Origin of the sequence: Croceibacter sp. (genome assembly GCF_002716225.1) — a bacterium.
Taxonomy (GTDB): domain Bacteria; phylum Bacteroidota; class Bacteroidia; order Flavobacteriales; family Flavobacteriaceae; genus Croceibacter; species Croceibacter atlanticus.
In genome coordinates this window covers 51,353-67,367 of sequence record NZ_PAZX01000004.1, presented here as the reverse complement: position 1 = coordinate 67,367, position 16,015 = coordinate 51,353, and the positions used below count along the sequence as shown (strand labels likewise).

Annotated in this window: 12 protein-coding genes and 1 tRNA gene; 6 read left to right on the top strand and 7 right to left on the bottom strand. The window is 33.0% G+C overall.

The window, feature by feature from the left end; translation table 11 throughout:
• Positions 1-24: 24 nt before the first annotated feature.
• A complete protein-coding gene (locus tag CL818_RS01365) occupies positions 25-882 on the bottom strand; it encodes a DUF6503 family protein (RefSeq protein WP_272974293.1) in 858 nt (285 codons plus the stop codon).
• A gap of 53 nt (positions 883-935) precedes the next feature.
• On the opposite strand from CL818_RS01365, the gene CL818_RS01360 reads away from it, so the two are divergent.
• From CL818_RS01360 to CL818_RS01340, 5 genes are read left to right on the top strand one after another with little or no spacing between them, the layout of a single operon-like run.
• Positions 936-1,730: a TrmH family RNA methyltransferase gene (locus CL818_RS01360; RefSeq protein ID WP_272974294.1), complete on the top strand. Its 795-nt coding sequence runs from the start codon at positions 936-938 to the stop codon at positions 1,728-1,730.
• An 11-nt stretch (positions 1,731-1,741) separates the two neighbouring features.
• The gene (locus CL818_RS01355) at positions 1,742-2,977 is read left to right on the top strand and encodes a M48 family metallopeptidase (RefSeq protein ID WP_272974295.1); all 1,236 of its coding nucleotides are present in this window, start codon (positions 1,742-1,744) and stop codon (positions 2,975-2,977) included.
• A 35-nt stretch (positions 2,978-3,012) separates the two neighbouring features.
• Positions 3,013-5,217 carry a RelA/SpoT family protein gene (locus CL818_RS01350; RefSeq protein WP_013187500.1) on the top strand — a complete coding sequence of 735 codons (2,205 nt, stop codon included), beginning with the start codon at positions 3,013-3,015 and terminating at the stop codon, positions 5,215-5,217.
• Between the two features lie 22 nt (positions 5,218-5,239).
• Positions 5,240-5,695, top strand: coding sequence for a Fur family transcriptional regulator (locus CL818_RS01345; RefSeq protein WP_013187499.1), 456 nt, complete (start codon positions 5,240-5,242; stop codon positions 5,693-5,695).
• Positions 5,696-5,701: 6 nt separating this feature from the next.
• Positions 5,702-6,973 (top strand): adenylosuccinate synthase, encoded by a 1,272-nt coding sequence (locus CL818_RS01340; RefSeq protein WP_272974296.1) that lies wholly within the window; start codon positions 5,702-5,704, stop codon positions 6,971-6,973.
• 49 nt (positions 6,974-7,022) lie between these two features.
• On the opposite strand, the gene CL818_RS01335 is transcribed toward CL818_RS01340, so the two are convergent.
• Both CL818_RS01335 and CL818_RS01330 read right to left on the bottom strand, forming a co-directional pair.
• Complete coding sequence (locus CL818_RS01335; protein ID WP_013187497.1) at positions 7,023-7,178, bottom strand: adenylosuccinate synthetase; 156 nt, start codon at positions 7,176-7,178, stop codon at positions 7,023-7,025.
• Between the two features lie 90 nt (positions 7,179-7,268).
• Positions 7,269-7,353 (bottom strand) — tRNA-Ser (locus CL818_RS01330).
• 136 nt (positions 7,354-7,489) lie between these two features.
• On the opposite strand from CL818_RS01330, the gene CL818_RS01325 reads away from it, so the two are divergent.
• Complete coding sequence (locus CL818_RS01325) at positions 7,490-8,494, top strand: M28 family metallopeptidase (protein WP_272974297.1); 1,005 nt, start codon at positions 7,490-7,492, stop codon at positions 8,492-8,494.
• 284 nt (positions 8,495-8,778) lie between these two features.
• Here CL818_RS01325 and secDF read toward each other — a convergent pair whose 3' ends face one another.
• The 4 genes from secDF to CL818_RS01305 all read right to left on the bottom strand — a co-directional run bounded on the left by secDF (position 8,779) and on the right by CL818_RS01305 (position 15,981).
• Positions 8,779-11,784, bottom strand: a complete 3,006-nt coding sequence (gene secDF, locus CL818_RS01320; RefSeq protein WP_272974298.1) for a protein translocase subunit SecDF — start codon at positions 11,782-11,784, stop codon at positions 8,779-8,781.
• 182 nt (positions 11,785-11,966) lie between these two features.
• Positions 11,967-12,893, bottom strand: a complete 927-nt coding sequence (mdh, locus tag CL818_RS01315) for a malate dehydrogenase (protein WP_013187494.1) — start codon at positions 12,891-12,893, stop codon at positions 11,967-11,969.
• A gap of 197 nt (positions 12,894-13,090) precedes the next feature.
• Positions 13,091-14,770, bottom strand: a complete 1,680-nt coding sequence (locus tag CL818_RS01310) for a hypothetical protein (RefSeq protein WP_286971215.1) — start codon at positions 14,768-14,770, stop codon at positions 13,091-13,093.
• Positions 14,758-15,981: a DUF4249 domain-containing protein gene (locus tag CL818_RS01305; protein WP_272974300.1), complete on the bottom strand. Its 1,224-nt coding sequence runs from the start codon at positions 15,979-15,981 to the stop codon at positions 14,758-14,760. Before CL818_RS01305 ends, CL818_RS01310 begins: the two co-directional genes overlap by 13 nt.
• Positions 15,982-16,015 lie beyond the last annotated feature (34 nt).

The window sequence follows — 16,015 nt, the reverse complement described above, 5'->3', positions numbered from 1 at the left end:
GTCATTATTTAACTCAGGTTAAGTTTAATTTATAGTTTCTGCGTTTTTTGGCGCTATAAAAATACGTTCATTTAATACCGTCTCAGAAATAGTAACATTCTTAAATGTAAGTTCTTTTCGTACTTCAAAAGGTTTACCATCTTTAGTACTATACCAAATAAGTGTTTTTGGTAAGCGCAACCCATTTATATCCTGCCATTTGTCATATTTTATATAACTATAATCGTTGGAGAGTTTATCTTCTCCATACGTAACGGTATAGGCAAGCCACTCTAATCTGTTAGTTTCTTTATCTAGATACATTATGTAATTATCTTTCTCAGACAAACCAACACCCATTGCAAAGAAAGTCTTAATACCCTTATAGGTTTTACCTTGTATTTCAATATCAGGAACATCTGTATAAGAGATTCCATTATCTCCTAAAACAAATGGCATAGCATAGAAATAGAACATAAGATTATGATAAAACTTCACTCTGCCAGAATCGAAAACTGAGTCTTCTTGAGATAGCCAATACTCATTCCCATCATAACCAAGAGCAAACTGTTCTGCTTGTATCTTTGCCTTTCTACTTTTTAAATCTGTAGTATGAGTTTCTATACCATTCTTACCATCAATTTGAAAACATAAATTATTCATGGCATCCCAAGTCGTAATGCCACCGTGAGCATTAAATATATGCTTAACAGGTTTAGGATATGGTAATTTGGGATGATTCATCATATGGTCGGAATGATCCATATGTTGATGATCACTTTGTGACATTGCATCATGATTCATTTTAGAATGATCTACTTGATCAGATTCCTTTTGGTTTTCATTGTTTTTACAACTTAATAAACAACAAGCTGCAATACATAAATAAAATAGTGTCTTCATAATACCTGTACTTTGTCTAAAAATACGAGGAATACACGTAATTTTGCAGCACGATGAATAAATTTATTTCCAGCACAAGTAATCCTACCTTAAAAAAATTACTTCAGTTACAAGAAAAATCGCGTAACCGTCGTAAGGAAGGTCTTTTTGTAGTAGAAGGTTTAAGAGAGCTTAGGCTTGCCCTTAAAGGAGGCTATAACATATCTGAAGTTTTCTTCTGCCCAGAATTGGTTTCTGAAGACACTTTAAACAATTTAATTAAAGCGCATATCAGTTATACTGAATTGTCTTTGGAAGTTTATCAAAAGGTTGCATATAGAGGCAGTACAGAAGGTGTTATTACAATTGTTAAAACAAAAGCACATCAATTAGCTGATATAAAAACCTCTGAAACACCTTTAATTCTTATAGCTGAAGCTCCTGAAAAACCTGGTAATATTGGTGCACTACTAAGAACTGCAGATGCTGCAAATGTAGATGCTGTAATAATTGCTAACCCTAAGACAGATTTATACAATCCTAATATCATAAGAAGTAGTGTTGGTTGCGTTTTCACAAATCAAGTGGCTGTAGGAACAACAACTGAAATAATCTCATTTTTAAAAAAGCAAAAAGTAAATATTTACTGTGCCGCCTTACAAGCTTCAGAACATTACCATTTACAAGATTTTACAACAGCCACTGCTATTGTAGTTGGTACAGAAGCAACAGGATTAAGTGACGAATGGCGTAAAAATGCAACCCAAAATATTATTATCCCAATGCAAGGTGAGATAGACTCAATGAATGTTTCAGTAGCTGCAGGAATTTTAATTTATGAAGCCAAACGACAACGCAAGTTTAAATAAGAGATAACTATATGACTCCTACTACCCTATTTTTTATACTAATTGCAATTATCATTATAGAGTTTGTTATAGATACAACTTTAGATGTTTTAAATGCTAAACACTATGGTGATAAACTTCCAGAACCATTACAAGATGTTTATGACACAGAGGAATATTTAAAATCTCAGGCTTATAAAAAAGAGCGTTTTAAATTTAGTATGGTCTCCAGTGTATTTTCCTTAGTATTGCTTTTAGCTTTTTTCTTCCTAGATGGCTTTGCTTTTGTTGATGAGTTAGCAAGACAATATACAGATCATCCCATTTTAATAGCGCTTATCTTTTTTGGTATTATTATGTTGGGTAGCGACATTCTTACTACACCATTTTCATATTACAGCACATTTGTTATCGAAGAAAAATATGGTTTTAATAAAACAACGCTAAAAACCTTTGTGCTTGACAAAATTAAGGGCTGGTTTATGCTCATAATAGTAGGTGGAGCACTTTTATCGCTAATAATCTGGTTTTATCAATGGGCAGGATCTTCATTCTGGTTATATGCTTGGGCAGTTATCGCTGTATTTTCTGTTGTGATGAATATGTTTTATGCAAAACTCATAGTCCCATTATTTAACAAACAAACACCTTTAGAAGATGGTTCACTAAGACAAAAAATTGAAGCATATGCAAGTAAAGTTGGGTTTAAGTTAGATAACATATTTGTAATAGATGGTTCTAAAAGAAGTACAAAAGCAAATGCCTACTTCTCAGGATTTGGTCGTGAAAAACGCATAACACTATACGATACCTTAATAAATGATTTAGAAGAAGAAGAAATAGTAGCAGTTCTTGCACATGAGGTTGGGCATTATAAGAAAAACCATATTATAATTAATTTAATCACCTCCATAGCATTAACAGGCCTTACGCTTTGGTTACTTTCTTTGTGTATTGGTAGTCCATTATTATCACAGGCATTAGGAGTAGCTACACCAAGTTTTCATATAGGCTTAATTGCATTTGGAATACTATATAGTCCAATCTCAGAAATCACGAGCTTACTTATGAATTTTATTTCAAGAGCTTTTGAATATCAAGCAGATAACTTTGCCAAAGAAACCTATGCTGGAGCGCCATTAATTTCTGGATTAAAAACACTGTCTAAAAATAGTTTAAGCAATTTAACACCACATCCTGCTTATGTTTTTATGCATTATTCACATCCAACATTATTACAGCGTTTTCGTAATATTTCTTCTACATAATTCTATATAGTTTGCTATCTTAGTCATAGCATATGATGACAGACTTACAAATAGAACAAGAGAACATTGCAATTGCGAGTGAGTATAAAAAATTACTTCGCATTAGTTATAGAATGCTCTCCAAAGAAGACAAGAAACTTATTAGGCAGGCATTTGAAGTTGCCGTAGATGCCCATAAGGAACAACGCCGAAAATCTGGCGAAGCCTATATTTTTCATCCAATAGCCGTTGCCAAAATAGTTGCATCTGAGATTGGTATGGATGCCACCTCAATTGCTGCTGCTCTTCTTCACGATGTCGTTGAAGACACTACATATACTTCAGAAGACATTGAAAAAATGTTTGGAGAAACCGTTGCTCGTATTGTAGATGGCCTAACTAAAATCTCAAGCTTAGAAAGCGAAACAGACGTTTCATTGCAAGCAGAAAATTTTAGAAAAATGCTGTTAACACTTAATGATGACGTTCGTGTGATCATTATAAAAATAGCAGACCGCTTACATAATATGCAGACTATGGAAAGTATGCGAGCGGATAAACAAGTTAAGATAGCCTCTGAAACCTTATACATTTATGCACCTTTAGCACATAGAATTGGTTTATATAAAATTAAAACTGAATTAGAAGATTTAAGTTTAAAATATACTGAACCAGATGTTTATCAAGATATTCACGATAAAATAAAAGAGACTAAAGAAGAACAGGATGATTATATTAGAGAGTTTTCAAACATTATAGAAAATTCACTTAACGCAGAAGGTTTAAATTACGAAATTAAAGGACGCCCAAAATCTATACATTCTATTAGGCTTAAAATGGAAAAGCAAAACGTAAGCTTTGATGAGGTTTACGATAAGTTTGCCGTTCGTATTATTTATAAAAGTGATTCTGCCAACGAGAAATTCTTAGCTTGGAAAATTTATTCAATAGTTACAGACCATTTTAGACCTAATCCTGTTAGACTTCGCGATTGGATCTCTTCACCAAAATCTACCGGATATGAAGCATTGCACATTACTGTAATGGGACCTAAAGGCCGTTGGGTTGAAGTTCAAATACGTAGCCAGCGTATGAATGAGATTGCAGAAAAAGGTTATGCTGCGCACTTTAAATACAAGCAAGGTGAAACAAATGAGCAAGAATTAGAGCAATGGCTTAACAAATTACAAGATGCTTTAGAAAACACCGAAAGTAATGCTGTTGATTTTGTTGAAGAGTTCAAACTTAACCTATACTCAAAAGAAATATTCGTATTTACGCCTAAAGGAGATTTAAAATCGCTCCCTAAAGGTGCAACTCCATTAGATTTTGCTTTCAGCATTCATACAGAAGTAGGTTTAAAAACAAGAGGCGCACGAGTAAATAGTAAATTAGTACCATTAAGCCATACCTTAAAAAGTGGAGACCAAGTAGATATTATAACCTCTAATAGTGCAAAACCAACCTCCAACTGGTTAGATTATGCCACTACAGCGAGAGCACGTAGTAAAATTAAAAGCGCATTAAAGGAATCTAAAAAAGAACTTGCCGAAGAAGGAAAAGCTGTTTTAACTAGAAAACTTAGAGCTCAAAAAATTCCTTTAAATGAAAGAACTATAAATGAGCTAGTTGTATTTTTTAAACTGAAAACAAGTTTAGATTTATTTTACCGAGTTGGAAATGGTAGTATAGATAATCATAGCTTAAAAGAATTTGCGGCATCGCGCAGTAATGCCTTAGTATCATTCTTTAAAAATAAAATAAAAAGACAACCTTCTTCTCAAGATATTAATAAGGATGAAATTACTACTAATTATGACCTATTAGTATTTGGAAAGGAAGAAGAGAAAATGGATTACAAAATTGCAAATTGTTGCAATCCTATTCCTGGAGATTCTGTTTTTGGGTTTATTACAGTTAGTGATGGTATAAAAGTTCATAAAAACAACTGTCCAAATGCAATTCAATTACAAAGTAATTACGCCTATAGGATAATATCTGCTAAGTGGATAGACTCAACACAAGAAGACTTTAGAGCAATTATAAAATTAACTGGTATAGATAATTTAGGTCTTGTAAACACTATCACTAAAGAAATTTCCAGAGAAATGCACGTAGACATGAAACATATAAGTTTTGATAGTGACGATGGAATTTTCTCAGGTAAAATCACGGTTGTCGTTAAAAATAAAACCATACTCAAGGCACTTATGGATAACCTTAAAAAAATTAACGGCATCGACAAAGTTACCCGTGAATAATGACTAAATTTGTGTCCTTATTATGGAAATATCAAACTCACACCAAAACGACCAAGCGGTTGTTAAAAACGTTTTTACCAAGTTCTTAGAAGACAACAGTCATCGTAAGACACCAGAGCGTTTTGCCATTCTTCAAGAAATTTACGATAGTGAAGAACATTTTGATATAGAGTCACTCTACATTAAAATGAAAAATAAAAAATATCGTGTTAGCCGTGCAACACTTTACAATACTATAGAGCTTTTAATGGCTTGTGGTTTAGTAAGAAAACACCAATTTGGCAATGGTCATGCACAATATGAAAAATCATATTTTGACAAACAGCACGATCACGTTATACTTACGGATACTGGTGAGGTCATAGAATTTTGTGATCCTAGAATTCAATCTATCAAACAAACTATCGAAGAAGTATTTGATATTTCTATAGATAAACACTCACTATACTTTTACGGAACCAAAAACCAAACTAAATAAATACTTATGGCAGTAGACTTGCTACTCGGCCTACAATGGGGCGATGAAGGAAAAGGAAAAATTGTAGATGTCCTTACAAAAGATTATGATATTATCGCTCGCTTTCAAGGTGGTCCAAATGCTGGTCATACCTTAGAGTTTGATGGCCATAAACATGTACTGCATACCATACCCTCAGGAATTTTTCATGAAACAGCAATTAACCTAGTTGGTAATGGTGTTGTGATAGATCCTGTAATATTTAAAAAAGAATTAGACAATCTTGAAAAATTTAATTTAGACTTACAATCTAAACTTTTAATTTCTAGAAAAGCTCACATAATACTGCCTACACATAGGTTATTAGATGCTGCGTCTGAAGCCTCAAAAGGAAAAGCAAAGATTGGGTCTACCCTTAAAGGAATTGGTCCAACCTATATGGATAAAACTGGAAGAAACGGTTTACGCATAGGAGATCTAGAATTAGACGGCTGGAAAGATAAATACAGAAAGTTAGCAGATAAGCATGAAGCTATGATTAACTTCTATAATGTAGATGTTCAATATGATTTAGCTGAACTAGAAACAGAATTTTTTAAAGCTGTAGAGGTTTTAAAATCATTACAGTTTATTGATTCTGAAGAATATTTGTTCCAAGCTCAAAAAGAAGGAAAATCTATATTAGCTGAAGGCGCTCAAGGCTCTTTATTAGATATTGATTTTGGAACCTATCCTTTCGTAACATCATCTAATACAACTGCCGCAGGAGCTTGCACCGGTTTAGGTATTGCACCAAACAAGATTAAAGATGTATTTGGAATTTTTAAAGCATACACTACTCGTGTAGGCTCTGGCCCGTTTCCAACTGAATTATTTGACGACTATGGCAAAACAATGGCTAAAGTAGGTAATGAATTTGGAGCTACAACAGGACGCCCAAGACGATGTGGATGGCTAGATCTTGTAGCTCTTAAATATGCAGTACAAGTAAACGGTGTAACACAATTAATGATGATGAAAGGTGATGTACTTAGCGGTTTTGATCATCTTAAAGTTTGTACAGCTTATAAATATAAAGGAGAAGAAATACAACATCTTCCATTTAATATAGAAGCAGAAAATGTAACTCCTGTTTATAAAAAAATGAAAGGCTGGAAAGCAGACTTAACAAAAATGACAGAAGCTTCACAAATGCCTGATGCATTAAATGATTATATAAACTTCTTAGAGGATGAGTTAGAAGTTCCAATTAAAATTGTTTCAGTCGGTCCAGACAGAACGCAGACAATTAAGCGATAATAATTATACATTAAATAATTTATCATAACCCTAAAGTTTTCTTTAGGGTTTATTTTTTTCGCTTATTTCTGTAAATAAAATATAAGACTACGCAAAGTATTGGTAAAACAACATATAATATTAAATCTGCTGGATTACTTAAATCTATTGCAGAATTGTTTACAGGATGCGGTACTTCTTTAGGAATTTGAATAACTGATAACATTTTTTATTTAAATGTATAAAGAAATGTTGACACCAATTATTAAATAAAAGCAAAAAACCTACGATAAAAAATATCGTAGGTTTTTAGTTGCGGAGAAAGAGGGATTCGAACCCCCGGAGGTGTGACCCTCAACAGTTTTCAAGACTGCCGCATTCGACCACTCTGCCATTTCTCCAATAGCGAGTGCAAATATAATATCTTTTTTTAATACATAAAAGCACTATTCCTTTTTTTTGAAAAAAAATATTTTACTCTATATTTTCTCTTTAAAGTATTGTTTATCTTTAATCCTATAAATTAATTTAAAAACTATGAAAAAAACATTTTTGTTATTAGGACTTGTAATTTTATCAAGTTGTGGAGGTGCTCAAAAAAGCCTTGAAAATGCAGATCCAACAAAGTATTCTGAAACTATAACACCTAATGATCTGAAAGAGCATTTATTTATTTATGCTTCAGATGAATTTGAAGGTAGAAATACAGGTGAACCAGGGCAAAAAAAAGCTATTGACTATTTAAAATCAAATTATGTAAAATTGGGCATTCCGAGTCCGTTAGGCGATAACGATTACTTTCAGGAAATTCCAGAGAGCTATTTTAGAGGAAACATTAAATCAAGTGAAAATGTAGTAGCTTTTATAAAAGGAAGCGAAAAGCCTGAAGAAATTGTTGTTTTATCTGCCCATTTAGACCACGTCGGTAAAAAAGATGGTCAAATATATAATGGCGCTGATGACGACGGTAGCGGTACTGTAGCGCTGCTAGAAATGGCTCAAGCTTTTCAAAAAGCAGTTAAGGATGGTTATACACCTAAAAGAAGTATTTTGTTCTTACACGTTACTGGAGAGGAAATTGGTCTGTATGGCTCAAAGTTTTATACAGAAAATCCTATTTTCCCTTTGAAAAACACAGTTGCCGATTTAAATGTTGACATGATTGGTAGAATTGGTGAAGGTAAAGAAGGTAATGATAATTATGTATACTTAATAGGCTCTGATAAACTTTCAACAGAATTACACGAACTAAGTGAAATGGTAAATTCTAAATATGTAAACTTAGAATTAGACTATACTTACAATGACGAAAATGATCCTAATAGATTTTACTATAGAAGTGATCATTATAATTTTGCGAAAAATAATATCCCTATTATATTTTATTTTAATGGTGTTCACGAAGATTATCATCAACCAACAGATACACCAGATAAAATTAACTATGATTTACTGGCAAAAAGAACAAAGTTAATCTTCTTAACAGCTTGGGAAGTTGCTAATAGAGATAAAAGAATTACTGTAGATAAAGCTTCTAAATAAGTATAGCTTTTTTTAATAACTTATAAAAGTCTAGAGTTTATATCTCTAGGCTTTTTTTCATGTCGTATAGATGATTTGGTATTAAAGTTTTATTAATACTCTTCATATTTAAATTATAAAACTCTAAAGTGTTTATTAAAGCTTGTTAGGTATTAAGGTTTCAACTTGCTGAAACTGCTGTAATCATTATTATTACACCCATTAGTTAAAAGTATATAACTAAACAAAAAAAAGCCTTGCAAGTTGCAAGGCTCTTTTAAATTATACTATTAAAAATAAACTACTTAAACTGTAGCATCATTTTCAAGTTCTTCCTTCTCTTTATACTTAAGATCAATACCACGTTTTTTAACTGTATCAAACATTACTGGAGTTGCAATAAATAATGAAGAATAAGTACCAACTACTACACCTATTATTAATGAGAACATAAAGCCTCTAAGTGGAGCGGCGAAAATAAATATAGCTAGTAACACTATTAACGTTGTTAAAGAGGTATTTAACGTTCTACTCAAAGTACTACTTAATGCGCTATTTATAATCTTAGACATTGGCCATTGTTCATTTTCATTAAAATACTCACGTATTCTATCAAAGACAACTACCGTATCATTTAAAGAGTAACCTATTACTGTAAGTATGGCAGCAATAAATGCCTGATCTATTTCCATATTAAAAGGCATAAACTTGTATGTTAATGAGAATATACCCAATACAATTAATACATCGTGGAATACAGCAGCAACAGCTCCTAAAGAGAACTGCCATCTTCTAAAACGTAATAAGATATAAAGGAATACTACTAACAGTGATCCTAAAACAGCCCAAACAGAAGCTTGTTTAATATCATCTGCAATTGTAGGGCTTACTTTGTAATTACTCATTAAACCAGCTTCCTTATCTGAAGATTCTTGCTTAAAGTCTTCATAAGTCATGCCTTGAGGAAGGTTTTGCTTTAGCGAGTTATAAAGCATTTCCTGTATTTCATTATCAACTTCTGTACTTGTTTCTTCTACCTTGTACTTAGTTGTAATCTTTAATTGATTATTTGCTCCTAATGTCTTAGCCTCTGCACTTTCAAAAGTTGCAATTAAGTCTTGCTCAATTTCGTTAGCATCTACATCTTTATCAAAACGTACTGTGTAAGTTCGTCCTCCAACAAAATCAACACCTTGATCTAATCCTTGTGTAAATAAAGATCCTAAGCCTACAGCTATAATTACTGCAGAAATTACATAAGCAATTTTACGTTTTTTAAGGAAGTTTACATTTACGTTCTGGAACCATTTTTTAGTGATTGGTGTTGAGAATGCTAATGATTTTCCATTTTTACCATAACCGTCAATAAATAATCTTGTAATGAAAATTGCAGTAAATAATGATGTTGCAATACCTATTAATAACGTTGTTGCAAAACCTTTAATTGGTCCTGTACCAAATACTAATAATATAAGACCTGTTAGACCTGTTGTAATGTTTGCATCTAAAATTGAAGATAGTGCATTATTGAAACCATCTTTAATAGAGTCTTTCTGAGATTTTCCTTTTGCTAACTCTTCTCTAATACGTTCGAAAATAAGTACATTGGCATCAACCGATATACCTATTGTTAATACTATACCTGCAATACCTGGTAAGGTTAATACCGCTCCTAATCCTGCTAAAATTCCAAATATGAATAAAATGTTTACAACTAAAGCAACATCTGCATAAGCTCCTGCACGACCATAATAGAATATCATCCAAACTAATACAAATAACAATGCTATCACAAATGACATTAATCCACTATCAATTGCTTCTTGCCCTAATGATGGTCCTACTACTTCACTCTGTATAATATCTGCTGATGCTGGTAACTTACCTGCTCGTAAAACATTTGCTAAATCTTGTCCTTCTGCAACAGTAAAGCTTCCTGAGATCTCTGTACGACCTCCAGAAATTGCACCACTTGTAGATGATGGCGCAGAGTAAACCACATCATCAAGCACAATTGCTATTGTAGATTGTTGTTGGTAAGCACGACCAGTCATTTCTTCCCAGATCTTAGCTCCTTTTCCATTCATTTGCATAGAAACTGCTACTTGACCAGCTTGGTTATATACCTGTGCAGCATCTGTTACAACACCTCCACTTAGTTCTGGCTCATTATCACGGTTTCCTTTTACAGCGTATAACTGCACTAAACCATTCTCATCTTCTATTCCCCAAAGAAATTTAGTGTATTTCTGTTCTGCTGGTAATAATGCTTTTACTTGAGGTTTCTTTAAATAACTATTAACTTTAGCAGTATCCTTAGCGTTAAAAACAGCTATTACAGGACCACCTTGGTAACCTGGTGCTACTATAAGTTCTAATAATGGGTTATTACCTGATGCAACTTCTGTAGAGTCGTTTTCTTCAGCTAATAAATCTTCTAAATCATCTCCTGCAGCAGTTTCAGTAGAATCTGTTACTTGCTCTGCATTTTCAATTTCAGTAGAAGTTGTTTGAGTTTCTTTTATGTAAGCATCTGCATCAACTAAAAACTGACCAAAATTAGAGCCTACTAATCCATCCCAAAATTCCAATTGAGCTGTACTTTGTAATAGTGTTCTTATACGGTCTACATCTTTAGCTCCTGGTAATTCTACCAAGATACGTCCAGATTCTCCTAAACGTTGAATGTTTGGTTGTGTAACCCCAAACTTATCTATACGCTTACGTAATACCTCGAAAGCAGAAACAATGCTTTCATCAATTTTTTTCTTTAATACTGTTGCAACTTCAGCATTAGACATCTCGAAGTTAATCTCGTCGCTAAGTGTTTTATTAGCAAAGATATCTGGAGATGCTAATCTTGCATCTGGAATGTCATTAAATGCTTCAAGAAATAAATCGATATAATCGTCTTGAGCATCTTTTTGAGCTTCGTCTGCATTAGCCAAGGCTTGGTTAAATGCTGGATCTTTAGAGTTATTAGATAAACCTCTTAAGATATCTTTTACAGAAACTTGAAGAATAACGTTTATACCACCTTTAAGGTCAAGACCTTTATTAAGTTCTTTATCCTTAGATTCATTGTAAGTCATCCCTAAGAAACCTTCTTCGTTTCCTATAGAATCTAGATAACGAGTTTCTACCTCTTCACGAAGAGCAGAGTAGTTTTCTGTACTCTCGCTAATTTGTTGCTTTGCAAATGCTTCTGCATCGCTTTCTGTCTTGTTAGTAAAAAAAGTAAATGAAAGTTGGTACAGAGAGACCAACCCAAACAAAATGGCAAATACTCTAATTAATCCTTTGTTCTGCATTATTCGATAATTTATTGACTTTAGCCTAGTTGCACGGCTAAATGTGCTCTTATTTTAAAAAACGGACAAATATAGGGTTTCAGTTAGGAATAGCCAATAATTTCTTTGGTGATGTTATTCACAAAAAAACCTGCTATATATTACTATATAACAGGCTTGTATCTAAAATTATTAAGACTTGCTTAAAATTCTAATGTGCCATTTGTTTTCTTAACAGCTTCTGCGCTTTCTGTAAGTTTAGTTTTTTCAGCGTCACTTAAATCTATCTCTACAATCTTCTCAATACCGTTTCTACCTAATATAACCGGAACACCGATAGCGATATCATTTAAATTATATTCTCCTTCTAACAATGCAGAACAAGGAAACATTTTTTGTTGGTCGCAAGCAATTGCTTGTACTAAAGCAGATACTGCTGCTCCTGGCGCGTACCAAGCAGATGTACCTAAAAGACCTGTTAATGTTGCTCCACCAACTTTAGTGTCTTCCATAACTTGATTTAAGCGGTCTTCAGATAAAAATTCTGAAGCTAATACAGAGTTACGTGTTGCCAAACGTGTTAAAGGCACCATACCTTTATCACTATGACCACCTATTACCATACCATCTACATCACTAATTGGTGCTTCTAAAGCTTCTGCTAGGCGGTACTTAAAACGTGCACTATCTAATGCGCCACCCATACCAATAATTCTGTTCTTTGGTAGGTCTGTAGTTTTATGTACTAAATATGTCATCGTATCCATTGGGTTACTAACCACAATGATAATTACGTTTGGTGAATGTTTTATTATGTTAGAAGATACATCTTTAACAATACCAGCATTTATACCTATTAACTCTTCACGAGTCATACCTGGTTTACGAGGAATACCACTAGTAATTACAGCTATGTCACTATTTGCAGTTTTACTATAGTCACTTGTAGATCCTGTTATTTTGGTATCAAAATGGTTTAAAGATGCTGTTTGCATCAAATCCATCGCTTTTCCTTCTGCGTAACCTTCTTTAATATCTAAAAGGACAACTTCACTAGCAAAATCTTTTATAGCAATATACTCGGCACAACTTGCACCTACTGCTCCTGCACCTACTACGGTAACTTTCATATTATTATATTTTATTTGGTTATTTTAATTGTTCTGCAAAGGTATGGAAATCTGTTGTTTTGGAATATTCAAGACCTTATAAAGTTGTATAAATTTTATAGACAACTACCATATTAATTTTGTGAAGGTGACTATATTTATATCGAATAAAAAAATCCTACTCGTTAAAATAGGATTTTTAAAAAGATTAGGGTTATTTATTTTTCTTGCACCTCAACATAGATAACATTTTCAAAAGGCTCTCCATTCTTTAATAATCCTGAGACATTTATTTCATAGCGACCCGTTTTATCTGCCGTTACAACTTTAAATGTAGTAGGCTTTAAAGGAATTGATGGTTTCCAAAAAAGTTGAGCTCTAAAATCTGGTATATTCTTTTCTGAATTTTCTTTGTAGTTTGGTGTAAAGTATGACTTATCGTACTCCAATGCTTGTAATGTAATCTCTTTAGCTGAAGCATCTAAAGTATTTGGGTAAAAGTCTTTTTCTTTAGTAACTACAGACACCACACCATTATAAATTTGACTACCTCGTCTATATTGCTCTGGCACAATAGTTATATTTTCTATTGTATAAGGGTCTAAGTTAATTAAGGCTTTGGTATTGTATTGCTTAAAACCATCAATCAAAATTAAAGGTGGTTCTTCAGATTGGCTCACAGTTTCATCTTCATTGTCATAATTATATACAAGAAGGTTATAACCATCATCTGTTTTTCTAAAACCCGCAAGGTTTATAACCTCAATAAAAGTTTCTCTTACAGTACCAAAACGTGTATATTCATCTAACACAAAGGTTTCTCCCAAAGGCTCATAAAATTTATCTGAAAATTTAGGCTCTAAGATTGTGTCTTTCTTTGCTTCATAAAATGCATTCTCAATTTGTAGGTCTATACTTTTTTGAAGCAACCAAGAGTTTACAGTCTCACTTACAGCCACAGTATTATAATTTAACTGATTTTTAAATTTAAATGCTTTGTCATCTAAGTTGATTGAAGCATTTGGAAAACTAGCCTCATTTATACTTACCACAGCATTTTGAGATTTATATGGCGCATTTAACACGAAATAAAATTTTCCGCTAGTATTTGTGATAGCCTGTAAGTTAATAAAATCTTCGCCAGGCATAGATAAACTCACATTTACATCTTGTAAATTGCCACTTGGGCCAGAAACTGTACCACTTATAATTTCTCCTCTTAATTCTGGAATAGCGTTATAGTTTGTTATTGGTTGTATGTTATCGGCATTTGTATCTTCATTAACTTTAATTGGAAGATCTTCTCTAACTGAAAGTGATGCAAACAAAATATCATCTTTCTTAGGCATTACATTTATAGTAAGCTCATCTCTCTTATTTAATGTTGAAGTAGAAGTCTCTATTGAAACTACAGAGGTTTTTGAACCCTTTACTACAGAATCGTATGCTATAGTTGCTGTACTGCGCTCCGGTTTGTTATATGTTTTAAACGTATTTATGACATAAACATCCTTTTCTGCAAAAGGTTGTTTTGCATTATATTGAGATAACATAGTGTAGGCTACCAATTTATAATGTCCTGTAGATAAACTTGTAGGTATAAAGTAGTCTGAGTTTGCCTTACCGTTTGCAACTTGTAGCTTATGCTTAAAGATGCTTGTGTTTGTCTCATCAAATAACTCAACGTAAAGCACTTTACTCAAGTAACTAGTTTCGTTATTATTTGTTAATACACACGAGTATAACAGCTTTTCTCCTGCAAGAAAAGTCTGAGAATTACTAGTAAGGTGTACCGTTTCTTCTGGCCACTCTTTTGCTAATTGCTGTGCTTGTATTGTACTACTGCTAATTATAAGCAGCAAACAAAATTGTAATGTTGTTTGTATTATTCTTCCCAAAATTCTGGTATTTCGTTAGAGTTAGCTATAGTTGTACAGTCGCCACATTCTGGCCTTACAAGAGTTACTTCTGGAAACTGAAAGTTTACCAATGTATATAAATCTGAATTTACAAGCTGTATGATAAAGTTACGCTCATTACGATCGCCATCTTGAGCAGAGTTATCGTTGTAGCTTAATAATATCTCTTCACATTCAAAAAAGTAATCTGGACGTGTTAAATTAAAATCTTCATAGTTAAAGAAAATGCGACTTTCGGTGTAACTGGCAACTTCAAAAAAGCCAATAATATTTTCATCTTCATCTGCTTCATTATTAATATTTCCTACTACAAATCCTGGCTGATTTTGAGATAAGAAACTTTCTAAATTTCCAAAGTCGTTTAAAATTCTATAAAATGAATTCGCTTCTATACTTTGAGAATATTGTTTTACCAATATACTGTACCGCTCTCGTATTATAGGATCTGTATTTGCTATAAAGCGAACCGGAACATTGTTAACAGATGCGCCTGTAACATTTGAAGTAGATGAGATTCTAATACCGAATGAAGGTGCTGTATTATAACACACTCGCTCTTCCTGTTCTCTTTCTGTTATTACTATATCATACTCAAACCCATTAACTGTATTATCCAGGTTCTGAATATCTATATCTTGATCTGAATGGCTTGGAGCTATTACCTTATATGTCTCATCGTATTCATACCTAAAGTAATTTACTTGATCACTTGACCCTGTAGAGTTTACAAAAATTTGCAATCCTTGAACATCGTTCTTAACAGCTGGCTCCACAAAAACAGAATCTATTTGGGCTGTTGCTGGCAGTGATTGCGCAGAAGAAGTACAGGTCTTACCGTTTACATTTATAGTTAATGTATAAGTAAGGTCTTGCTGTGCTGCATAAGCTTCTGTAGAGACGTAAATACCATCTACATCATATGTATATGAATAACTTTGACCATTAGATGCTGTCACAACAACACTCGCATTATCTACATATGCAGACTCTTGAGAGTTAAGTTCAACTGTTTGAGAGAGTTTTATTTGTTGTATCTCATTTACATCGGTTAAGGTAGCTTCAACCACTAACAACGTTTCAAAGTCGAAGGTTTCTAATGGGATTTCATCTTGGCAACTAATTCCTAAGAAAAGTATTCCCAAAACTGCAATTAGCTTAAGTGAATTAGTATATGTTTCTTTTAATTTCATAAGATATATTTTTCCTGGTATGCTTTGTTTTAAA